This is a genomic window from Arthrobacter sp. NPDC057013, from assembly GCF_042674585.1.
Taxonomy (GTDB): domain Bacteria; phylum Actinomycetota; class Actinomycetes; order Actinomycetales; family Micrococcaceae; genus Arthrobacter.
Genome location: NZ_JBHUSE010000017.1, coordinates 1 through 20,834 on the forward strand (window position 1 = coordinate 1; position 20,834 = coordinate 20,834).

Here is a 20,834-nt window from a genome sequence, read left to right on the forward strand (position 1 = left end):
CACACATACTTTTTCTTTTCCGCGGAACCCCGCAGACTCCCCTCACTCTCCCCCCCGGGGGGGGGGGGCGGGGTTCCTCCCCCCCCCCCCCCCCCCGCCTCCCTAACCTCGCTTCGCTCGGATAGGGAACCTGGCGGAGTGGGCCCAGTCGAAGTTAATCGCTAAGCGTCAGTGTGCCGCGGGCACGTAGCGCTTGATGGAAGCTTCGAGTTCGGCTTCGGCAGCCGCGCGGTCGGCCCAGCCTTCGGCCTTGACCCACTTGCCGGGCTCGAGGTCCTTGTAGCGGGTGAAGAAGTGCTCGATTTCCTTGATCAGGAATTCGTTGACGTCGCTGACTTCCTGGATGTGATCGAACCGCGGGTCCGCCGGAACGCAGAGGACCTTGGCATCTCCGCCGCCGTCGTCGGTCATGTTGAAGACGCCGATCGGGCGGGCTTCGACGATGACGCCCGGGTGCAGATCGAAGTCCTGCAGGAGCACCAGCGCGTCCAGCGGGTCGCCGTCTTCGCCGAGGGTGTTCTCGAAGAAGCCGTAGTGGGTGGGGTACTGCATGGAAGTAAAGAGGACGCGGTCCAGGCGGACTCGGCCGGTCTCGTGGTCGACTTCGTACTTGACGCGCGATCCCTTGGGGATCTCGATGGTCACGTCATGCTTCATGGAATGCTCCTCGACGATTGCTTGGTGTTCGCGGCACACGCGATGATCAACCAAAAATGGACTGTCGGTGCCGCCGACTACTATTGAGGATATAGCGAGAGGCCCAGGTTTCAGGAACTAATGGGGTAATTTCAGGACTTTGAGGACCAGCAGTATGAGCGGCACCAGGGGCACGGCGAGCGGCCGCGGCAGGCTTTCCACAGTGGTCCGGAGTTGGCCGACCGTCCTGGTCACAGTGCTCCTCCTGGCGCTGGCCGTTCCCGCAGGGGTGCTCATTGCGCCCGCCCTGACCGGTCCGGCCCGGTCCACAGCCGAATCCGTGCAAACCCCCGCCTGGCAGTTGGTCCCGCAGCACCTGTCCGTCCCGCAGGGCATCGACCCGCTCAGCACCGCCGCGCCGGTGCCCGTTCCCGCCAATGTGGCGGCCCGGCTGGACCCTGTCCTCAAGACCGACGGCGGCGGAACGTTCACAGCCGTGGTCCAGGACGCCGCCACCGGCAAGGTCCTCTATGACCGGGGCGGTGCCACAAACCGGATCCCGGCCTCCAACATGAAGCTCCTCACCGCCGTGGCCGCGCTGCGGGGGATCGGCCCCGAGGAACGGTTCAACACCAAGGTTGTCGCCGGTCCGGCCGCGCCATCCCCGGGGGCAACTGGGGGAGCGACGAGGTCCGTCGTGCTGGTGGGCGGCGGCGACGTCCTGCTCGGCGCCGGCGACTCCGCCGAGTCCAAGGTCCTGGGCCATGCCGGGCTCGGAACGCTGGCCAAACAGACTGTGGACTCACTGCGCAAGGCCGGCTTCAAGGGGCAGCTTCAGGTGCTCGTGGATGATTCCCTTTTCACTGGCCCGGCGCTGAACCCGGCCTGGAACCCTGATGACGTTGCCGCCGGCGAGACTGCCCCGCTGTTTCCACTCGCCCTGAACTCGGCACGGTTTGATCCCGCGGACACCGCGGCATCCCGGCCCCAGGACTCCGCCATCGCCGCGGGGGAGGCGTTCGCTGCGGGCCTCAAAGCGGCAGGTGCCGCCGCGGGCATGACTGTGGCACCCGCCGTCGTACGCCTTGACGGAAGGCAGACCGCGGACGCCAAAGTCCTCGCTCAAGTTCAGTCCGCGACAGTCAGCCAGCAGGTGGACCTCATGCTCCAGACCTCGGACAACTACCTCGCCGAAACCTTGGGCCGCATGACCGCGGTGGCTGCCGGCCAGCCGGCGACGTATGAGTCCGCCAAGGCAGCCGTTCTGGGGCAGCTCGCCGGGCTCGGAGTCCCCACGGAGGGGATGTCCGCCGCGGATGTGTCCGGCCTGGCCCTGGCCAACCAGGTGTCCGCCCGCCAGTTCTCGGAGGTGGTTCGGGCCATCACCAACGGCAAGGACACCCGGCTCAGGGCCGCGCTGGCGGGGTTTCCGGTGGCCGGGCTGACGGGCACGCTGGGCGACAGATACATCGACGAGTCCACGGCCGAGGGTGCCGGCCTGGTGCGCGCCAAAACAGGAACCCTGAACGCCGTCATTGCACTGAGCGGGTACGTGGTGGACGCCGACGGCCGGCTCCTGGTGTTCTCCTTCATCGGCAACGGCCTGACGCCGGGAGCGGAGGGCAACAAGCCGGCGCTGGATACGGCGGCCACGGCTTTGGCCGGCTGCGGCTGCAGTTAGTTCGCCAGTCAGCGAACTTAAGGCGCGCGGCAAGGCACGTATGTTCTGATGGAGCCTATGGAGTCAACTGCAAGCCAGTCATCCGCCCCTGCCCAGGCTCTCATTAACTGGGACCTCGCCGCGTCCGCAGCAGCACGGCTGGCTCCGCCCGGCCCGTCCTTGACTGCTGCCGAGATCGGCGACGCCGTCTCCCAGCTGCGCGAGCTGGCGGACGCCTCCGTTCCGCACGTCCACCAGATCACCGGGCTGGAGGCGGCACGCGATCTGCGTGACTCATCGGTTCTGGTCGTGGAGCGTGCCTCCTGGGCGAAGGCCAACACGCAGAGTTTTGCGGTGATGCTGAAGCCCGCCATCGAAAAGATGCTGGAGAACCGCCGCGGCACCATCAGCCCGGGCGCTGCTTCCGTGAGCGGCGCCATCACCGGCAGCCAGCTCGGCGCCGTGCTCGCCTTCCTCTCCAGCAAGGTCCTGGGCCAGTACGATCCGTTTGCCGCCCTCGCCGAAGGATCGCAGGCGCCGTCCGGCGGCCGCCTGCTGCTCGTTGCACCAAACATCATCGCCGTCGAGCGCGAGCTCAACGTTACCCCCACGGATTTCCGGCTCTGGGTGTGCCTGCACGAGCAGACGCACCGGGTGCAGTTCGCCGCGGCGCCCTGGCTCCGGCACCACATGCTGAACGAGATCGACAACCTCAGCGGGCACCTGCTGGGCAACGTCGACTCCCTGATGGAACGCGCTTCGGCAGCCGCCCGCTCGCTCAAGGACCGGGCCGCCTCCGGTTCCGCTCCGGGCCGCGGCGCCATCCTCGACCTCCTGCAGGACCCCGAGGAGAAGGCCTCGCTGTCACACCTGACGGCGGTCATGAGCCTGCTCGAGGGCCACGCGAACGTGGTGATGGACGCCGTGGATGCCAGCATCGTCCCGTCCGTGAAGACCATCCGGCAGCGGTTCAACGCCCGCGGCAAGGACCGGGGTGTCATTGAGAAGTTCATCCGCAGCCTGCTGGGCCTCGACGCCAAGATGAAGCAGTACAGCGACGGCGCCAAATTTGTCCGTGCCGTGGTGGATGTGGCCGGGATGGAAGGCTTCAACCGGGTCTGGGAAGCTCCGGCGAACCTGCCCACGGAAGAGGAAATCCACAACGCCAGGATCTGGCTCGACAGGATGGGTTTCTAGGTTCCGTGCAGCACCTCCCCAGCACTGCCGGCGGCTCTTCTCCTGTTCGCAGCGGCCCCGTCCCCAGCGGGTCTGTTCCCAGCGGGTCCGTTCCCAGCGGGCGGCGGCGGCCGGGCCGGCTTGCGCCGGTCCTGGGCACGGCACGGAAAATGCTGCAGGAGGCACTGGCCGGCGCCGGCTACCCCGAACGCGTCCTGGTGGCCTGCAGTGGCGGACCCGATTCCCTGGCCCTGGCGGCTGTGGCCGCCTACTTCGCCCGGCGCGGCCACGTGGACGGCCGGCCGGTCACCGTCGGCGCGGTGGTGGTGGACCACCAGTTGCAGCCAGGTTCCGCCGAGGTCGCCGCGGGAACCGCTGAGATCCTCCGGGAACTCGGCCTGGACCCGGTGCAGATCCGTACGGTGGATGTTGCCGCCACCGGTTTCGGGCCGGAAGCCGCAGCCCGGGATGCCCGCCATGCCGCACTTGAGGCGGCGGCAGGGGAGTGGGAAGCGGGCGCCGTCCTTTTGGGACATACGCTCGATGACCAGGCGGAGCAGGTGCTGCTGGGCCTGGCCCGTGGTTCCGGCACGCGCTCCCTGGCAGGGATGCGACCTGCCCGCGGAAAGCTGCTCCGGCCGTTCCTTGGCCTGCGCCGGGAAGACACCCTGGAGATCTGCCGCGCGGAGGAGCTCGAGCCCTGGCACGACCCCAGCAACACGGATCCTGCCTTTGCCCGTTCGAGGACGCGTGTGGAGGTCATGCCGGTGCTGGAGGAAAAGCTCGGTCCGGGCGTGGCCGAATCGCTGGCACGCACCGCCGCCATCCTGCAGCTGGATGCGGATTATCTGGAGGACGTGGCCAACAGCACCTACGAGTCGCTCGTCGAGCATGACGGCCCGGACACCAGCCTCGCGGAGGCTGCCCTAGCCGGCCTGGCCCCGGCCATCAGGTTCCGGGTGATCGCAAAGGCGGCTGCCGCCGTCGGCGGTCAACAGCCCAGCTACCAGCGCCTTTTGGCGGCGGAGGCACTGCTGCGGCGGAAGGGCTCGGCCGGTCCGGTGGAGCTGCCCGGCGGGGTCAGCGTGTACCGTCTTTCGCTGGCCGAGCAGGACCGGGAGCGTGCCCAGGGGCCGGGCGGGGCGGAAGGCGTTCCCCGCGAGGCCGCCCGCTGTGGGAAGCTTGTATTCCGGCTTCATAAACCGTCCCGCAAATAGTCGCCCCCGCATCTACACAGGAGCAATTGGTGGATTCATCCGACGTCCAGGCAGACCTCAAGCACGTTCTCTACACCAAGGAACAGATCCAGCAGCGCATCGGCGAGCTCGCGGCCCAGATCGACAAGGACTACGAAGGCCGCGAGATCCTGATCGTGGGCGTGCTCAAGGGAGCCGTCATGGTCATGGCCGACCTGGCCCGGGCCCTGCACTCGCACATTTCCATGGACTGGATGGCAGTCTCCTCCTACGGCTCCGGCACGCAGTCCTCCGGTGTGGTGCGAATCCTCAAGGACCTCGACACGGACCTCATGGGCAAGGACGTACTCATCGTCGAGGACATCATCGACTCAGGCCTCACCCTGTCCTGGCTGAAGACCAACCTCGAATCCCGCGGCACCGCGTCGGTGGAAATCTGCACCGCGTTCCGCAAGCCCACCGCCGCCAAGGTGGAGATCGACGTCAAATACGTTGGCTACGACATCCCCAACGAGTTCGTGGTGGGCTACGGCCTGGACTACGCCGAGAAGTACCGCAACCTGGACTTCGTGGGCACCCTGGCCCCGCACGTCTACGAGTAGACACCTCCGACAGCCGGCCCCGCATTTTGCACCGCTTTCGGTGACCGCGCCGCCGTCGAGCCCTGACAACACGGGTCCGGCGGCGGCGCGAGCTGCTTAAAGCGGTGCGTATCTGCCCTCGGGTGAATCCCGCCCGCCTCAGGTGCGCCGGCCTGGCCACGCCTCCGTGCCGTGCGAGGAAGTCCGTGGGCTGCATGTGGTCCAGCGTGGCCCCGCGGCGGTGCATTCCGGCAGGCAGAGGCCCGCGTATGTGGACAACTGAGCCCGCGGAGACGCTGTGGCCACCAGCCGGCCCCGCATTTCTGCACCACTTTAGCGGCACGTCGATGTGCTCGGGCCAGCAACGCCGGGGACGGGTTTCCGGGCAGCCGTGAAAGCGGTGCAGAAATGCCCGCCGCCGCCCGACTTGGCCGCATCCACAGACGCATTCCCAGCCCGACCAGCCACTACGCCCTGAGGGAACTTTTGTATTACACCGTGCGTGAATTACTCCTGACGGTGTATAGCTAGAAACGACGCAGCACCACACGCGCGCAGTCCTCGCGCCGTGCAGCACTACCAGGAGGGACGGGGCCAGCCCCCGAACAGATGAAAGCTAAGAGTTTCTTCAAGGGCCCGGGCATTTGGATCATTGTTGTGGTCGGCATGCTCCTGCTGGCCTTTGCAACGTTGGCTCCGGGCGGCTCGACGCGCATCGACACGCAGCCAGGCCTCGAGCTCCTCTCCCAGCCGGGCAAGGTGGAACAGGCCAAGATCTTCGACGGCGAAAACCGCGTCGACCTGGTGCTGAAAGACAACCTCGTCATCGACGGCCAGGACAAGGGCAAGAACGTCCAGTTCTTCTTCGTCAACGACCGCGGCCCGGACGTCGTCAAGGCCGTGACCGCTGCCAACCCCTCCAAGGGCTACACGGACCAGCCGGTGGAGAGCAACTGGCTCTCGGGACTCTTCTCGCTGCTGGTGCCGGTGCTGCTGCTGGGTGTCCTGTTCTGGTTCCTGCTGTCCCGCATGCAGGGCGGCGGCTCCAAGGTGATGCAGTTCGGCAAGTCCAAGGCCAAGATGGTCAGCAAGGACATGCCCCAGGTGACCTTCGCTGACGTCGCCGGCGCCGACGAGGCCGTCGAGGAGCTCCAGGAAATCAAGGAATTCCTTGCGGAGCCTGCCAAGTTCCAGGCCGTAGGCGCCAAGATCCCCAAGGGTGTGCTGCTCTATGGCCCTCCGGGTACAGGCAAGACCCTGTTGGCCCGTGCTGTCGCGGGTGAGGCGGGCGTGCCGTTCTTCTCCATCTCGGGCTCGGACTTCGTTGAAATGTTCGTCGGTGTTGGTGCCTCCCGCGTCCGTGACCTGTTCGAGCAGGCCAAGTCCAACGCGCCCGCCATCATCTTTGTGGATGAAATCGATGCCGTCGGCCGCCACCGCGGTGCCGGCGTCGGGGGCGGTAACGACGAACGTGAGCAGACCCTCAACCAGCTGCTCGTCGAAATGGACGGCTTCGACGTCAAGACCAACGTCATCCTGATCGCCGCCACCAACCGGCCAGACGTCCTGGACCCGGCGCTGCTCCGCCCCGGCCGCTTCGACCGGCAGGTCTCTGTGGAAGCGCCGGACCTCGTCGGCCGCGACCAGATCCTCCAGGTCCACGCCAAGGGCAAGCCCATGGCGTCCAACGTGGACCTCAAGGCCGTGGCCAAGAAGACCCCCGGCTACACGGGCGCCGACCTGGCCAACGTGCTCAACGAGGCCGCGCTGCTGACCGCACGCTCCAACGCCAACCTCATCGACGACCGCGCACTCGATGAAGCCATCGACCGCGTCATGGCCGGCCCGCAGAAGCGCAGCCGCGTCATGAAGGAACACGAGCGCAAGATCACCGCGTACCACGAAGGGGGCCACGCCCTGGTGGCAGCCGCCCTCCGGAACTCCGCTCCGGTCACCAAGATCACCATCCTGCCCCGCGGACGCGCCCTGGGCTACACCATGGTGGTCCCGGAGAACGACAAGTACTCCGTCACCCGCAACGAGTTGCTGGACCAGATGGCCTACGCCATGGGCGGCCGCGTCGCCGAGGAGATCGTCTTCCACGATCCGTCCACGGGCGCCTCGAACGACATCGAGAAGGCTACGTCCACGGCCCGCCAGATGGTCACGCAGTACGGCATGAGCGAACGCGTCGGTGCCGTGCGCCTGGGCCAGGGCGGAGGCGAGCCGTTCCTGGGCCGCGACGCCAGCCATGAGCGGAACTACTCCGACCAGATCGCCTACATCGTGGATGAAGAGGTCCGACGCCTGATAGACCAGGCCCACGACGAGGCCTACGCCATCCTCACTGAAAACCGGGATGTCCTGGACCGGCTGGCCCTGGAGCTCCTGGAACGCGAAACCCTGAACCAGGCTGAGATCGCCGACGTCTTCCGCGACATCCGCAAGCGCGACTTCCGCGAGGTCTGGCTGTCCAAGGAGACCCGCCCGGTCTCCAACGCCGGCCCGGTTGAGTCGCGGCAGGAGCGGGCGGAACGCGAAGCGCAGGAAGAAGCAAAGGAAGCCCGGCTCGAGGAACCACTGGACGCCATTCCGCCGCACCCGCAGGGTGTTCCGGAGGACGCCTCCTTCCAGAGCGGAGTAACGGAAGCCGGTCCAGACGGTCACCACGGCTAAGCTCTTTGGTGTGACTCACTTCGACGACGACGACCTCACCGCCACCGCCGACCATTTGGCGGTGGACGGCTCAAGCCGCCACCACAAGGTGGACAGGCCCCGGATTGAAGCAGCCGTGCGGGAAATCCTGCTGGCCATAGGGGAGGACCCGGACCGCGGCGGGCTGCAGGACACGCCCAAGCGCGTGGCCAAGGCCTATGCTGAGGTTTTTGCCGGGCTGCACCAGGATCCGGGCAGCGTGCTCGGCACCACCTTCGACCTCGACCACGAGGAGCTCGTGCTGGTGAAGGACATCCCGTTCTACTCCACCTGCGAGCACCACCTGGTGCCGTTCCACGGCGTCGCGCACGTGGGGTACATCCCCTCGCACGACGGCCGGGTGACGGGCCTGAGCAAGCTGGCACGGCTGGTGGATATCTATGCCCGCCGCCCGCAGGTGCAGGAGCGCCTCACCACGCAGATCGTCGAAGCGCTGGTCACATTCCTCAAGCCGCGCGGAGCCATCGTGGTGGTGGAATGCGAACACATGTGCATGTCCATGCGCGGCATCCGCAAGCCCGGAGCCAAAACCGTCACAAGCGCGGTTCGCGGGCAACTTCATGACCCGGCCACCCGTGCCGAAGCCATGAGCCTCATACTCGGAAGGTAAAAAACAGACTATGGATTCCCTAGCTGCAGCACCTGGAACCGGCCCCGCAACCTCACCCCTGCCCATCCTGCGCAAACCGCGGCCGGCAGCCAAGTTCGAAGCCCTGCCCACAGACCGCACGCTCGTCATGGGCATCCTCAACGTCACCCCGGATTCGTTCAGCGACGGCGGCAAGCACGCGACGGCGGATTCCGCCATCGCCGCCGGCCTCCGGATGTTCTACGCGGGAGCCGACATCATCGATGTCGGCGGCGAATCAACCCGCCCCGGCGCCGAGGAGGTCAGCCCGGCGGAGGAGCAGCGCCGGGTGGTGCCTGTCATCGAAGCCCTCGTGAAGGCGGGCGCCCTGGTCAGCATCGACACCACCCACGTCTCCACCGCCGAGGCCGCGCTGAACGCCGGGGCGGCGATCATCAATGACATCTCCGGCCTCAGCATCGAACCCGGCATGGCCGAGCTCGTGGCGAAGACCAAGGTGCCCTATGTTCTGACCCACCGCCGCGGCGACGCCAAGACCATGACCTCCCTGACGGAGTACGACGACGTGGCGAACGACGTCGTCTCCGAACTCAACGGCGTCCGCGACAAGCTGTACGCGGCCGGTGTCCGGCCCGAGCAGATCATCGTGGACCCGGGCATCGGGTTCTCCAAGACTGACGTGCAGAACTGGGAACTGCTGCGGAACCTGGACCGGCTCGACGCCATGGGCCACAAGGTGCTGGTGGGCGCGTCCCGCAAGCGTTTTCTCGGCACACTCCTGACGGTCTCCGGCAAGGCGGCGCTCCCGGAGGAGCGCGACGCCGCCACCGCCGCCATCACCGCCATCAGCGCCGCCCGCGGCGCGTGGGCCGTGCGCGTGCACGACGTCGGACCCAGCCTTGACGCCGTCAAGGTGGCCGCCCGCATGGCGGCCCCGGACCACGGCCAGTGACCAGGAAGGCCTAGCAGAACAGCCATGGACAGGATCTCGCTGACCGGTGTCACCGCCACCGGCTACCACGGGGTGTTCGATTTTGAGCGCCGCGAAGGCCAGCCGTTTGTGGTGGACGCGGTGCTGCACCTGGATTTCAGCCAGGCGGCGGAGTCGGACGACGTCCGCGACACCACGCACTACGGTGAGGTGGCCGGACGGATCACCGACTGGATCACCGGTGAGCCGCTGAACCTGATCGAAGGACTGGCGGTGCGGATGGCCGAGGGCCTGCTCAAGGAATTCAAGATCCAGGCCGTGGAGATCACGGTGCACAAGCCGAAGGCGCCCATCGAGGTTCCCTTCGGCGACGTCGCCGTCAGTGTCTACCGGGAGCGGTCATGACCCCGGCACCTGCACTGCATGAAAAGCCGGCAGCCGCGAAGACAGGCTACACGCGTGCCGTGCTGGCGCTGGGCAGCAACCTCGGCGCGAGGAACGAGACGCTGTCCGAGGCTGTGGCGGACCTCGTGGACCGCCCGGAGGTGCGGCTCCTGGCCGTATCGCCGATCGTGCAGACCAAGGCTGTCGGCGGTCCCTCCGGGCAGCCGGACTTCCTCAACATGGTGATTTCCGTGGAAACGTCGCTGGAACCTCTCGAGCTTCTGAAGCACTGCCAGTCGGTGGAGAACAAGCACCACCGGGTGCGTGAGGTGCACTGGGGCCCGCGCACGCTCGACGTCGACGTCATCGTCTACGGCGACCTCCAGAGCGACGATCCGGTGCTCACCCTGCCCCACCCGTTCGCAGCAGTGCGGGCCTTCGTGCTCTTCCCCTGGGCCCAGATGGAACCCGCGGCCACCCTGAACGGGCAGCCGGTGGCCGAGCTGGCCGCCAGGGCCGCCGATTTCCCGGATCTGAAGCCTTTCGACGGTTTCGGGGACTTCGACGGCGTGCCCGACGGCGGGACGGTGGGACAGCCGTGAAGCCCGTGAGCCCGCTGCTGCTCGCAGTCGTGGGCGTTGCCCTGGCCATCGCAGGCTGGTCCGCCGCCGTCCTGACCGTCCGTTACGGCATGGCCACCCCGGTCCTGCCGGCCACGGCACTGGTCACCATGGGCATCATCGTGGCACTGACCCTGGTGCTGGGCATCCGGGTGCTCCGCTGGCGGAACGGCAAGAAGAAGAAAATGCTGAACCCCATCCTGGCGGCGTGGACGCTGGTGCTCGCCCAGGCCTGCGCGTACACCGGTGCGATGCTGCTGGGCTGGCACGCGGGGATCTTCCTGGACCAGCTGAGGTTCTGGAGCATCCGCAGCGGGCTGGACGTCACCTGGCTCGCCCTCGGAATGGCCGGCGGCGGGCTGGTCATGATCGTGGTGGGGCTCGTCGTCGAACGCTTCTGCAAGATCCCGCCGGAGGACGGCGAGACGGACGCCGGCGAAGGCCTGCCGGGCCGCGGCCGGGGCAAGGCCAAAGGGGAAGGCGAGTATGCCTACCGCGGCGATTGATCCCCCCGGGATCACCTGGCTGCGCGTGTCCCCGAAATACGTTACGGTCCGGCTCGTCGAGTGGGCCGTCGGCAACCTGGTCATGGTGGCCGTGCTGAGCCTGCCGCTGGTGTTCGTCCGGCTCGGCTGGTGGCGGTGGCCGCCGCTGTGGCTGGCCATCGGCATTCCCGCCTTCATGCTGCTGCTGGCGCTGTGGCGCCTGGCCCTGATCCCGCGGCAGGTGCGTGCCATCGGCTACGCCGAGCGAGACGACGACCTCCTCATCCGCGGCGGAATCTTCTTCCAGCGCGTCATGGTGGTGCCGTACGGCCGCATGCAGTACGTGGACATCAGCGCGGGCCCGGTGGAACGCGGGCTGGGGCTGTGCACCCTGAAGCTGCACACGGCATCCGCCGGCACCAACGCAGGGATTCCCGGCCTTCCCGCAGAGGAAGGCGCCCGGCTCAGGGAACAGCTCTCGGCACGCGGCGAAGCCAGGCTGGCCGGGCTGTGAGCGGCGGCGGGCCCGCTTCCGGAAAGCCCGACGGCGCGTGGCTGCGCGTGCACCCGGCCACACCTTTCGTGCGGGGCTGGGTAGCCCTTGCCGCCATCGGTTACTTCTTCGGTCGGGACAGTTTCGAACGGCTGCTGCAGGGCCAGCCCCTTATAGATGACCGCATCGCCGGCCGCGCCCCGTGGCTCGTGGGCGGCGGCGCACTGATGCTGGTGCTGGCGGTCCTCGGCTTCATCCTGTCCTGGTACTTCACCCGCTACCAGGTGGCGGAGGGCTACGTCCGGATCAACACCGGCTTCCTGTTCAAGCAGCAGCGGCAGGCGCGGCTGGACCGCGTCCAGGCCATCGACATCGTCCAGCCCCTGCTCGCCAGGATCTTCGGCCTGGCGGAGCTCAAGTTCGAGGTCGCCGACGCCGGCGAGTCCGCCGTCCGGCTCGCGTACCTGCGCATCGAAGACGCGCGCCAGCTGCGCGCCACCATCCTGGCCCGCGCGTCGGGAGTCCGACTGGATCCCGAGCACCCCGAAGCAGCCGCTCCCGAGGCGCCGGAGCAGCAGGTGCTGCAGGTCCCGCCGTCGCGCCTGGTCGGTTCGCTCCTGCTCAGCGAGCAGAGCGTCTTTGTGGTCCTGGGCGCCGCGGCCTCGGTGATGCTGTCCGCGCTCACCGAGAACAGGGCCTTTTTCCTGTACCTGATTCCCGCGGCGCTCGGCCTCATCGCCGCGTACTGGAATTCGTTCACCAAGGGCTACAACTTCACGGCGGCCATCTCGCCGGACGGGATCCGGCTCCGCTACGGGCTGCTCGACACACAGGCACAGACCCTGCCGCCCGGCCGGATCCAGGCGCTCAAGGTGGCCCAGCCGCCGCTGTGGCGCCTCTTCGGCTGGTACCGGATGCAGGTCAACGCCGCCGGTTACGGGGCCGCCGGGGCGAACAACGGCGAGGCCGGTGCCCGCACCACGCTGCTGCCGGTGGGGAAGATGGACGACGTCCTGAACATGCTGGCCCTCGTTCTGCCCGACCCTGGAACGGCCGATCCGCTGCGGGTCTTCCACCAGGGTGTGAACGGACTGGATTCCGACGCCGGATTCGTCACCACTCCGCGCCGGGCCCGGCTGCTGGCGCCGCTGGGCTGGCGCCGCAACGCTTTCGCGGCCACGGACACTGCACTGCTCATGCGGTCAGGGCGCTGGTGGCGGCAGCTGGTGGTGGTCCCGCACGAGCGGACCCAGTCGATCGCAATGCAGCAGGGGCCCCTCGCCCGCCGCTTCGGCCTGGCCGACCTCGTGCTGCACACCACCGCGGGGCCGGTGGCACCGCGGGTGATCCAGGCCGACATCCGGGAGGCGCAGGCGCTCTTCGACGCCCAGGCGGCCCGCGCCCGCGCCGCGCGCCGGCGGCAGACTAGCGAGCAGTGGCTGGCCCAGGTGGCCCCGGCCATGACCCCGGCGGTTAAGCGGGCACCGGTGGTTGAGCCGGCACCGGTGGTTGAGCCGGTCCCGCATCCAACCCCAGCACCCCAACAGGAAGGCCAGCAACGTGGCTAAGCCAGGACGCCTCGGCGTCGGAATCATCGGCGCCGGCAAGGTGGGTGCCGTCCTCGGTGCGGCGCTGCGCGCGGCCGAGCACGCCGTCGTCGGGGTTTCCGCCGTTTCCGACGCGAGCCGGGAACGCGCCGAAACGCTGCTGCCCGGCGTCCCCGTCCTGGAGATCCAGGACATCGTGGAACGCTCTGAGCTGGTGCTGCTGGCCGTTCCGGATGACGCCCTCGGCGGGCTCGTGGAGGGGCTCGCCAAGCTCGGTGCGTGGCAGCCCGGCCAGCTCGTGGCGCACACGTCGGGCAGGTTCGGCGTCGGGGTGCTGCATCCCGTCCGGGCGGCCGGTGCCGTGCCGCTGGCGCTGCACCCGGCCATGACCTTCACCGGCATGAGCCTGGACCTGACCCGGTTGCTGGACTGCACGTTCGGGGTCACGGCGGACGCCGCCATGCTTCCCATCGCCCAGGCGCTCGTCGTCGAAATGGGGGCCGAACCGGTGGTGATCGCCGAGGGCGACCGCACCATCTACCACGCCGCCCTTGCCCACGGTTCGAACCATTTGGTCACGCTCGTGGCGCAGGCGTCCCAGCTGCTGACCGAGGTGGGCGTGGAGTTTCCGGACCGCATGCTCGGGCCGCTGCTGCGTGCAACTTTGGAGAACGCGCTTGCCTCCGGTGAGTCGGCACTGACGGGCCCGGTGGCGCGTGGGGATGCCGGAACCGTGGAGGCGCACGCCCGCGCTCTCCGGGAGCACGACGCCGGAGCCGGCGGCGACGTCCTCGCCGCGTACCTCGCCATGGCACGGGCCACGGCCACGCGGGCTGAAGGGCGGGGCCTGCTGAAGCCGGATCAGGCGGACAATATTCGTATCGCACTAGAGCGCACGGGCGACGATGGCCCGCACGGGGATGGCACCGATGACGGCCGCTGATGGAAACGGCCGCAGGGCCAAGGGAGGACACTGACATGGTAATCCGACTCGTAACGACGGCGGACTCCCTCCGCGCACAAAGCCGGCTGCTGCTGACGCAGAAGAACGGTTCCTCCCTGGGGCTCGTGCCCACCATGGGCGCGCTGCATGCCGGCCACGGGCAACTGGCGCGGGCCGCCGTCGAACAGAACGACGTGGCGGTGGCCTCCATCTTTGTGAACCCGCTGCAGTTCGGCGAGGCGCAGGACCTGGACCGCTACCCGCGGACCCTCGAGGCGGACATGGCGCTGCTCGAGGAACAGGGAGTGGACCTTGTCTTCGCGCCCTCGGTCGAGGAGATGTACCCGGGCGGGCAGCCGATGGTCAGGATCACCTCCGGTCCGCTGGGGGAGAAGTGGGAGGGCGCGTCCCGGCCCGGGCACTTCGACGGCGCGCTCACCGTGGTGGCCAAACTGCTGCACCTGGGCATCCCGGGCACCGGCCTTCCCGGCGGCAGCGCCTTCGTGGCCGGCTCCGGCGGCGGGCTGCCGGCGTACCGCGCCTACTTCGGGCAGAAGGACGCCCAGCAGCTGGCCCTGGTGCGCCGGATGGTGGCCGATCTGAACTTCCCCGTGGAGATCGTTGCAGTGCCCACGGCCCGGGCCGCCGACGGACTGGCACTGTCCAGCCGGAACCGCTTCCTCTCGGACGAGGAGCGCGAGGCCGCCCTGGTCCTGTCCCGCGCGCTGCGCCTTATTGAGGAGCGGGCCAACGCGAACGAGGCCCTCGATGTCGAGTCCGCCAGGGCCCTGATCGAGTCCCAGCCCCTGGTCCAGCTCGACTACCTCGACGTCGTGGATCCCGTCACGCTGGAGCCGCTCGCGGAGAACTGCCGCGAGACACCCTTCCGCGGTGAGGGGCTGGCTCTGGTTGCGGCGAAGGTGGGCGCCGTGCGGCTGATCGACAACGTGCCGCTCAACTCCTGACGAATAAAGCCCCTGTGCGGGGAATGGGTCGGGCCACTACACTGTTGGAGTCTGCAGCGGCGCTGACCGCCAGCCACCACATCCAACTCTCCTGAGGGCCTCGCCATGTCTACCAACATCACGTCCGATTCGCACGGCGAACCCGTCCAGGAGCCGGCCGCTCCCGTTGCAGCCCCGAACGCAGCACCATCCCCGGCGGCAGCACCGGCGTCGGACAGGATGTCCCGTGAATCCGTGACGGTCATCGTCACCCTGCTGGTGGCCACCTTCGTGGTGATCCTGAACGAAACCATCATGAACGTGGCCCTGCAGCGGCTCATGGTGGACCTGCGCGTGGATGCGCCCACTGTCCAGTGGCTCTCCACCGGGTTCATGCTGACCATGGCCGTGGTGATTCCCACTACCGGGTTCATCCTCCAGCGGCTTTCCACGCGCGCATCATTCCTCCTGGCGATGGGCCTGTTCACCGGCGGCACGGCGCTCGCCGCAGCGTCGCCCGGCTTTGAGATCCTCCTGCTGGCACGGATCATCCAGGCCGGCGGCACCGCCATCATGCTGCCGCTGCTGATGACCACCATCCTCACGCTGGTGCCGCTGGCCCGCCGCGGCGCAGTGATGGGCAACGTCAGCATCGCCATTTCCGTTGCCCCGGCCATGGGACCCACCGTCTCCGGGTTCATCCTGCAGCAATTCTCGTGGCGCTTCATGTTCATCTTCGTCCTGCCCATCGCGCTGGCGGCGCTGGCCATCGGTGCCAGGTTCCTGACCAACGTCGGCGAGACCGAGAAGTCCAGGCTCGACTTCCTTTCCGTGGTGCTGACTGTTCCCGCCTTCGGCGGCCTGGTCTACGGCCTCAGCCAGATCGGCGGCGGCCATGGCGGCAGCAGCGGCCCGAGCACACTGGCCGTGGTTGCGCTGGTTGTTGGCGTGGCAGGCCTTGCCGCGTTCACGTTCCGGCAGCTCCGGCTGCATAGGTCCGAGTCTCCACTGCTGGACCTGCGGGCCTTCAACTTCCGGATGTTCACTGTCTCGGTGCTGCTGATGGTGGTGTCCATGGTGGCCCTGTTCGGCGCCGTGATCCTGCTGCCGCTGTACCTGCAGGAAATCCGCGGCCTGCAGTCCCTGGAGACCGGCCTGGCCCTGCTGCCGGGCGGCCTCGCCATGGGCCTGCTCGGCCCGGTGATCGGCCGCCTGTTCGACAAGGTCGGGCCGCTGCCGCTCACGGTCACCGGATCCTCGCTCATGGTCCTGACGCTCTGGCAGTTTTCAATGCTCGACGCCGGCACTCCCGTCTGGTGGATCGTCACCCTGCACGTCGGGCTCAGCTTCGGGCTGGCGCTGCTCTTCACCCCGGCGTTCACCACCGGCCTTAACCCGCTGCCACCGCATCTTTACTCGCACGGCTCGGCCATCATGAGCACCCTGCAGCAGGTGGCCGGCGCGGCGGGCACGGCGCTGCTCGTGTCCATCTTCGCCTTCGTGTCCGCAGGCTCCGGCCTCGTTGCGGGCATGAACGCCGCATTCCTGACGGCAACCGTCATAGCCGTTGCCGCCGTCGTTCTCTCCACCATGATGCGGAAGACGGCCGGCGCCGAAGGCGCCCCCGCCCCGGCCCACTAAGCGCGAACTGGCGTTGCTTTTTAGCCGGCGAAGAATTCGCTGAGTTCGGTGATGAGCCGGTCCGGGGCGCGGTTGACGCCGTCGTGCCCGAAGCCCGGCAGGATGGTGTAGCTGGAGCCGGAGAGGACGTCGTGGATCTGGCCGCAGGCCACGCCGAAGTAGGCCGGACTCTTCTCGCCCACGATGATGAGCGTCTCCAGCGGCAGGGCCAGGAACGGTTCGGCCGGCATGTCCGCGGCGATGATCGCCTTGATCTCCCGGACGCCGGTGCGCATCATTTCGCGCATCTGCTTGCCCACCGTCGTTCCCGCCGTGAGCTTGTTGGCGAGGGTCATCATGGACAGCGGCATGCGGGAGGAGAAAGGCCGCTCGGCCTCCAGCCCGCGGAGCAGGACGGCGAGGGCGCGGTCATCGTCGCCGGCCGCCGTCGCCCGCTCGTATTCGGTGGTCCAGTCCGCCGTGACGCTGTGGTTGACGGAGACAGCGGGGTCGTACACGGCGAGGCGCTCCACCGGGAGGGTCCTCGCCGCGTGGATGGCCACGGCGCCGCCGAAGCTGTGGCCGAAGACGTCGGTGCTGTCCGTGTGCTTCATGACGGTATCGAGGTCGCGGATGTCGACGTCCAGGGTGTAGTCCCCGGCCTGTTCGGAGGACGCGCCGCGGCCGCGGCGGTTGAACGTGTGCACCGGCCGTCCGAGGGACGCGCTGAGTTTCTGCGCGAAGCGGGTGTAATCCGCCGCCGTCACCATGGAGGCCGTGACCACAACCACGCCGGAGCCGGCCGAGGCCAGTTCCTCGCCCGTGCTGAACAGCTCGAGCTTGCCGCCGTCGGGTGTGCTGATGATCTCGCGAGTCATGCTCCGAGCCTATCGGAGGCCGGCCCGTGCTGACAGCCAGAACCTACTTGCGCCGGCGCTTCCGGCTCAGTGGCCGGACGCTTCCGTCCGTGCCGTTGAGGAAGCGCGCTATCCGGAGGGCCAGGCGCTTGCCCGGCCGGATCGGACCCTCGTGCAGCTGGCCCGGAACCACGGCAAAATCGATCGCCGGCACGGCCGACGCCAGCTGCCGGCCCGTGTCGGCAAAGTATCCGGGGCTCCAGCCGCCGCTGAGCATCAGCGTGGGGTTGGTCACTTCCTTGAAATCCGCAAGCTCCGCGTCGGCGTCCAGCACTGCCCGCATCTCCTTGACCGCCGTCGGCAGCAGTTCCCGCATCTCCGCGCCGACATTGGTCCGGGCCGACATGATGCTCAGCATCCGCAGCGCGCCGAGCGGCAGGTAGGACAGCGGGCCCGCCGTGGCCAGCCCCTGCACCAGATGCGCCCAGGCATGGTCGAGCTGCCCCTCCGTCACCGCCTGCTCCAGCTCCGGCCGCCAGCGGTGGTTCAGGTTGCCGGAAAGGGACACCGCGGCGTCATACGTGACCAGCCTTCCCAGTGGCATGTCGCGCGCCGCCTGGAGAGCCACGAAGCCGCCGAAGCTGTGCGCCACCACGTCCTCCGAGCCCGTCGCCCTCATCACGGCGGCCAGGTCCCGGATCTCCGTCGCCACCGAATAGCTGTCAGGCTGCGGCGCCGACCCGGCGCGGCCGCGGCGGTTGTAGCAGTGCACCGGCCGGCTCAGCAGGAGGCTGAGGTTGCGGGCGAAGGGCCGGTACAGCGCGTCGGTCACCAGCGTCCCGTGGATTACGACGACGCCGGGCGCCGTGACCGGGACAGGGTCACCTTTCGCGGAGGTGCTGTGGGCGGGCCTGAAGGAGTGCACCTCAAGCCGGCTGCCGTCGTCGTCCGTCTCAACTGTCCACGTCTCCACAAGCCGAGTCTATGCCCCACCCCCGCCGGAGTTTTTGTCCAGATAATGGCTCCAAATGCCCCCGGAAGTCCGAACATCTGGACAAAAACTCCGGCGTGGGGGGTGCTGAAATCCAAAGCGGGAAGTCCCGGCAAACCCGGTAAACTTGATGACTGTGACTTCCCAAAACACCCCCGCCCCCAAGAACGCCCCAGAACCGCTCGACGCCAGCGAACAGATGCGCATCCGCATGGAGAAGCGCGCCAAGCTGATCGAACGCGGGCAGGAGGCGTACCCGGTGGGTGTTGAGCGCACGCACTCGCTCAGTGAGATCCGCGAAAAGTACGCCCACCTGCAGGCCGACGAGACCACCGGCGACGTCGTGGGCGTCACCGGGCGCGTCGTGTTTGTCCGGAACACCGGCAAGTTGTGCTTCGCCACGCTGCAGGAAGGCGGCACCGACGGCAAGGGCACCCGGCTGCAGGCCATGCTCAGCCTCGCGAACGTGGGCGAAGAGGCCCTCGCCGACTGGAAGGCCCTTGTTGACCTGGGCGACCACGTCTTCATCAGGGGCGAAGTCATCTCGTCCCGCCGCGGTGAACTGTCCGTCATGGCCGAGTCCTGGTCCATGGCCTCCAAGGCGCTGCGCCCGCTGCCGGTGCTGCACGCCGAGCTCAACGAGGAAACCCGCGTCCGTCAGCGCTACGTTGACCTGATGGTCCGCGATGAGGCCCGCGAGATGGTCTACACCCGCGCCGCCATCACCCGCTCCATCCGCGAGACCCTGTTCCGCCACAGTTACGTCGAGGTGGAAACGCCCATCCTGCAGCTGGTCCACGGCGGCGCCCTGGCCCGGCCGTTCGAAACACACATGAACGCGTTCGACCAGAAGATGACCCTGCGCATTGCCACCGAGCTGTACCTCAAGCGTGCCGTGGTGGGCGGCATCGACCGTGTCTACGACATGGGCCGGGTCTTCCGCAACGAGGGCGTGGACTCCACCCACAGCCCGGAGTTCACGACGCTGGAGTGCTACGAGGCCTGGGCGGACCAGTTCGTCATGGCCGAGCGCATCAAGGAGATCATCCTGGACGCCGCGGACGCCGTGGGGGCCGGACGCACGCTGCAGACTGAAGCCGGGGAGATCAACCTCGACGGCGACTGGGCCTGGGTTGCTGTTTACCCCGGCCTTTCCGAGGCGGTGGGCCAGGAGATCACCCCGGACACCACGCTCGAGGAGCTGCGCGCCGTGGCTGAGAAGCACGATGTCAAGGTCGACCCCAAGTGGGACGCCGAGAAGCTGGCCGTGGAACTTTTCGGCGAGATCGTGGAACCGACGCTGTTGAACCCCACGTTTGTCTACGACTACCCGCCGTCGGCCCAGCCGCTGGCCCGCCCGCACCGCGAGGACGGCCGCCTGATCGAGGCCTGGGACCTGATCATCGGCGGCATGGAACGCGGCACCGCCTTCTCCGAGCTCATTGACCCGGTCATCCAGCGCGAACGCCTCACCGAGCAGTCCATGCACGCCGCTGCCGGCGACGTCGAGGCCATGCAGCTGGACGAGGACTTCCTCCGCGCGCTGGAGTACGGTGCACCTCCCATGGGCGGCATCGGCCTGGGCATCGACCGCCTGGTCATGCTCTTCACCGGCGCGGGCATCCGCGAAACCATTCTTTTCCCCCTCCTCAAGCCCGAAGGCCACTGATGATGGACTACGTCGCTGTACTGCTGCCCTCGCTGGTAGTAGGCCTGCTCTTTTGGTTTGCCATGAAATCGATCTTTAACGCGGACAAGGCAGAACGCCAGGCCGAGGCACGCGCGCAGGCCGAAGCCGATGCGCAGACGGCGGGTGGGGACGATTCCTCCGAACCGCCGGGTAAATCAGACAAATAGCAGGCCACTTTTATAATCCGCGGTTATCCCCAAGGAACTCTTGCGCGTTTTGACGCGTTGCCTTATTGGGGGAGATACTTCAGTTGGAAACATCCTGCTTTTCTGATTACACGTCCTTTCCAAAAGAGAGATTTTTGATGGCACAGAAAGTCAATATCGTCCTGGTGGATGATCTGGATGGGGGATCTGCGGACGAAACCGTTCGCTTCGGCCTCGACGGCGTCGGTTATGAAATTGACCTGTCCTCGGCCAATGCTTCAGAACTGCGGTCGTCACTGGAACGCTTTGTTTCGGCCGGCCGTAAAACCTCCGGCGGCCGCCCTACCCGTGCCAAGGCACCGGGTGGACGCAGCCAGGACTCTGCCCAGATACGCCAGTGGGCGCGGGACCACGGTTACACCGTAAACGCGCGCGGCCGTATTCAGGCAGAAATCCAGGAAGCCTACCAAAAGGCCAATTCCTAGCTCGGAGCCCTGACAATCCGTTAGGGCACTAAATGATCTGGGCATATGTGCGGCGCCCCCGGCTGGCGGGGGCGCTGCGCTTTTAACCGGCGGTTGCCGTCAGCATTAAACAGAACGGCCCTTAAATCAGGACTGCCGGCCAGGG

The 20,834-nt window shown here is 67.7% G+C and carries 21 protein-coding genes; 18 read left to right on the forward strand and 3 right to left on the reverse strand.

Annotation, left to right across the window (positions count from 1 at the left end; all coding sequences use genetic code 11):
- Positions 1-168: 168 nt before the first annotated feature.
- The gene (locus ACFTSA_RS18250; protein WP_003799714.1) at positions 169-657 is read right to left on the reverse strand and encodes an inorganic diphosphatase; all 489 of its coding nucleotides are present in this window, start codon (positions 655-657) and stop codon (positions 169-171) included.
- A 154-nt stretch (positions 658-811) separates the two neighbouring features.
- Here ACFTSA_RS18250 and dacB point away from each other — a divergent pair, with 154 nt between their 5' ends.
- From dacB to ACFTSA_RS18325, 15 genes are all read left to right on the forward strand, one after another.
- A complete protein-coding gene (dacB, locus tag ACFTSA_RS18255; RefSeq protein WP_377953056.1) occupies positions 812-2,317 on the forward strand; it encodes a D-alanyl-D-alanine carboxypeptidase/D-alanyl-D-alanine-endopeptidase in 1,506 nt (501 codons plus the stop codon).
- Between the two features lie 57 nt (positions 2,318-2,374).
- Positions 2,375-3,493, forward strand: a complete 1,119-nt coding sequence (locus tag ACFTSA_RS18260; protein WP_377953057.1) for a zinc-dependent metalloprotease — start codon at positions 2,375-2,377, stop codon at positions 3,491-3,493.
- Positions 3,494-3,642: 149 nt separating this feature from the next.
- Positions 3,643-4,689, forward strand: coding sequence for a tRNA lysidine(34) synthetase TilS (gene tilS, locus ACFTSA_RS18265; RefSeq protein ID WP_377953058.1), 1,047 nt, complete (start codon positions 3,643-3,645; stop codon positions 4,687-4,689).
- Positions 4,690-4,718: 29 nt separating this feature from the next.
- Positions 4,719-5,270: a hypoxanthine phosphoribosyltransferase gene (hpt, locus tag ACFTSA_RS18270; RefSeq protein ID WP_377953060.1), complete on the forward strand. Its 552-nt coding sequence runs from the start codon at positions 4,719-4,721 to the stop codon at positions 5,268-5,270.
- Between the two features lie 588 nt (positions 5,271-5,858).
- Positions 5,859-7,925 carry an ATP-dependent zinc metalloprotease FtsH gene (gene ftsH, locus ACFTSA_RS18275; protein WP_377953061.1) on the forward strand — a complete coding sequence of 689 codons (2,067 nt, stop codon included), beginning with the start codon at positions 5,859-5,861 and terminating at the stop codon, positions 7,923-7,925.
- Between the two features lie 10 nt (positions 7,926-7,935).
- Entirely contained in the window at positions 7,936-8,574 is a 639-nt protein-coding gene (gene folE, locus ACFTSA_RS18280; RefSeq protein WP_377953063.1) for a GTP cyclohydrolase I FolE, read from the forward strand.
- 10 nt (positions 8,575-8,584) lie between these two features.
- Positions 8,585-9,505 carry a dihydropteroate synthase gene (folP, locus tag ACFTSA_RS18285; protein ID WP_377953065.1) on the forward strand — a complete coding sequence of 307 codons (921 nt, stop codon included), beginning with the start codon at positions 8,585-8,587 and terminating at the stop codon, positions 9,503-9,505.
- Between the two features lie 24 nt (positions 9,506-9,529).
- Positions 9,530-9,889 (forward strand): dihydroneopterin aldolase, encoded by a 360-nt coding sequence (gene folB, locus ACFTSA_RS18290; protein WP_377953067.1) that lies wholly within the window; start codon positions 9,530-9,532, stop codon positions 9,887-9,889.
- Complete coding sequence (gene folK, locus ACFTSA_RS18295) at positions 9,886-10,470, forward strand: 2-amino-4-hydroxy-6-hydroxymethyldihydropteridine diphosphokinase (protein ID WP_377953069.1); 585 nt, start codon at positions 9,886-9,888, stop codon at positions 10,468-10,470. The genes folB and folK overlap by 4 nt, the downstream gene beginning before the upstream one ends.
- A complete protein-coding gene (locus tag ACFTSA_RS18300) occupies positions 10,467-10,994 on the forward strand; it encodes a DUF3180 domain-containing protein (RefSeq protein WP_377953070.1) in 528 nt (175 codons plus the stop codon). The genes folK and ACFTSA_RS18300 overlap by 4 nt, the downstream gene beginning before the upstream one ends.
- A complete protein-coding gene (locus tag ACFTSA_RS18305) occupies positions 10,975-11,487 on the forward strand; it encodes a PH domain-containing protein (protein ID WP_377953071.1) in 513 nt (170 codons plus the stop codon). Before ACFTSA_RS18300 ends, ACFTSA_RS18305 begins: the two co-directional genes overlap by 20 nt.
- On the forward strand, positions 11,484-13,034 hold the full coding sequence (locus ACFTSA_RS18310; protein WP_377953072.1) for a PH domain-containing protein: 1,551 nt from the start codon (positions 11,484-11,486) through the stop codon (positions 13,032-13,034). The genes ACFTSA_RS18305 and ACFTSA_RS18310 overlap by 4 nt, the downstream gene beginning before the upstream one ends.
- Positions 13,027-13,956 (forward strand): Rossmann-like and DUF2520 domain-containing protein, encoded by a 930-nt coding sequence (locus ACFTSA_RS18315; RefSeq protein ID WP_377953074.1) that lies wholly within the window; start codon positions 13,027-13,029, stop codon positions 13,954-13,956. Before ACFTSA_RS18310 ends, ACFTSA_RS18315 begins: the two co-directional genes overlap by 8 nt.
- Before the next feature lie 35 nt (positions 13,957-13,991).
- The gene (locus tag ACFTSA_RS18320; RefSeq protein WP_377953076.1) at positions 13,992-14,921 is read left to right on the forward strand and encodes a 4-phosphopantoate--beta-alanine ligase; all 930 of its coding nucleotides are present in this window, start codon (positions 13,992-13,994) and stop codon (positions 14,919-14,921) included.
- 105 nt (positions 14,922-15,026) lie between these two features.
- Positions 15,027-16,541 carry an MDR family MFS transporter gene (locus tag ACFTSA_RS18325; protein ID WP_377953078.1) on the forward strand — a complete coding sequence of 505 codons (1,515 nt, stop codon included), beginning with the start codon at positions 15,027-15,029 and terminating at the stop codon, positions 16,539-16,541.
- Between the two features lie 20 nt (positions 16,542-16,561).
- Here the strand turns inward: ACFTSA_RS18325 and ACFTSA_RS18330 are convergent, their stop codons facing one another.
- A complete protein-coding gene (locus ACFTSA_RS18330; protein ID WP_377953079.1) occupies positions 16,562-17,398 on the reverse strand; it encodes an alpha/beta fold hydrolase in 837 nt (278 codons plus the stop codon).
- Positions 17,399-17,441: 43 nt separating this feature from the next.
- Positions 17,442-18,350, reverse strand: coding sequence for an alpha/beta fold hydrolase (locus ACFTSA_RS18335; protein ID WP_377953081.1), 909 nt, complete (start codon positions 18,348-18,350; stop codon positions 17,442-17,444).
- Positions 18,351-18,498: 148 nt separating this feature from the next.
- On the opposite strand from ACFTSA_RS18335, the gene lysS reads away from it, so the two are divergent.
- The 3 genes from lysS to ACFTSA_RS18350 all read left to right on the forward strand — a co-directional run bounded on the left by lysS (position 18,499) and on the right by ACFTSA_RS18350 (position 20,689).
- Entirely contained in the window at positions 18,499-20,037 is a 1,539-nt protein-coding gene (gene lysS, locus ACFTSA_RS18340) for a lysine--tRNA ligase (protein ID WP_377953082.1), read from the forward strand.
- Between the two features lie 2 nt (positions 20,038-20,039).
- Positions 20,040-20,225: a hypothetical protein gene (locus tag ACFTSA_RS18345; protein WP_377953179.1), complete on the forward strand. Its 186-nt coding sequence runs from the start codon at positions 20,040-20,042 to the stop codon at positions 20,223-20,225.
- Positions 20,226-20,362: 137 nt separating this feature from the next.
- The gene (locus tag ACFTSA_RS18350) at positions 20,363-20,689 is read left to right on the forward strand and encodes an Lsr2 family protein (RefSeq protein WP_307099115.1); all 327 of its coding nucleotides are present in this window, start codon (positions 20,363-20,365) and stop codon (positions 20,687-20,689) included.
- Positions 20,690-20,834: the final 145 nt, after the last annotated feature.

Coding starts and splice junctions, on each gene's coding strand:
- ACFTSA_RS18250 (WP_003799714.1), bottom strand. CDS start 657: ATGAAGCATGACGTGACCATCGAGATCCCCAAGGGATCGCGCGTCAAG.
- dacB (WP_377953056.1), top strand. CDS start 812: ATGAGCGGCACCAGGGGCACGGCGAGCGGCCGCGGCAGGCTTTCCACA.
- ACFTSA_RS18260 (WP_377953057.1), top strand. CDS start 2,375: ATGGAGTCAACTGCAAGCCAGTCATCCGCCCCTGCCCAGGCTCTCATT.
- tilS (WP_377953058.1), top strand. CDS start 3,643: ATGCTGCAGGAGGCACTGGCCGGCGCCGGCTACCCCGAACGCGTCCTG.
- ftsH (WP_377953061.1), top strand. CDS start 5,859: ATGAAAGCTAAGAGTTTCTTCAAGGGCCCGGGCATTTGGATCATTGTT.
- folP (WP_377953065.1), top strand. CDS start 8,585: ATGGATTCCCTAGCTGCAGCACCTGGAACCGGCCCCGCAACCTCACCC.
- folB (WP_377953067.1), top strand. CDS start 9,530: ATGGACAGGATCTCGCTGACCGGTGTCACCGCCACCGGCTACCACGGG.
- folK (WP_377953069.1), top strand. CDS start 9,886: ATGACCCCGGCACCTGCACTGCATGAAAAGCCGGCAGCCGCGAAGACA.
- ACFTSA_RS18305 (WP_377953071.1), top strand. CDS start 10,975: ATGCCTACCGCGGCGATTGATCCCCCCGGGATCACCTGGCTGCGCGTG.
- ACFTSA_RS18320 (WP_377953076.1), top strand. CDS start 13,992: ATGGTAATCCGACTCGTAACGACGGCGGACTCCCTCCGCGCACAAAGC.
- ACFTSA_RS18325 (WP_377953078.1), top strand. CDS start 15,027: ATGTCTACCAACATCACGTCCGATTCGCACGGCGAACCCGTCCAGGAG.
- ACFTSA_RS18330 (WP_377953079.1), bottom strand. CDS start 17,398: ATGACTCGCGAGATCATCAGCACACCCGACGGCGGCAAGCTCGAGCTG.
- lysS (WP_377953082.1), top strand. CDS start 18,499: ATGACTGTGACTTCCCAAAACACCCCCGCCCCCAAGAACGCCCCAGAA.
- ACFTSA_RS18345 (WP_377953179.1), top strand. CDS start 20,040: ATGGACTACGTCGCTGTACTGCTGCCCTCGCTGGTAGTAGGCCTGCTC.
- ACFTSA_RS18350 (WP_307099115.1), top strand. CDS start 20,363: ATGGCACAGAAAGTCAATATCGTCCTGGTGGATGATCTGGATGGGGGA.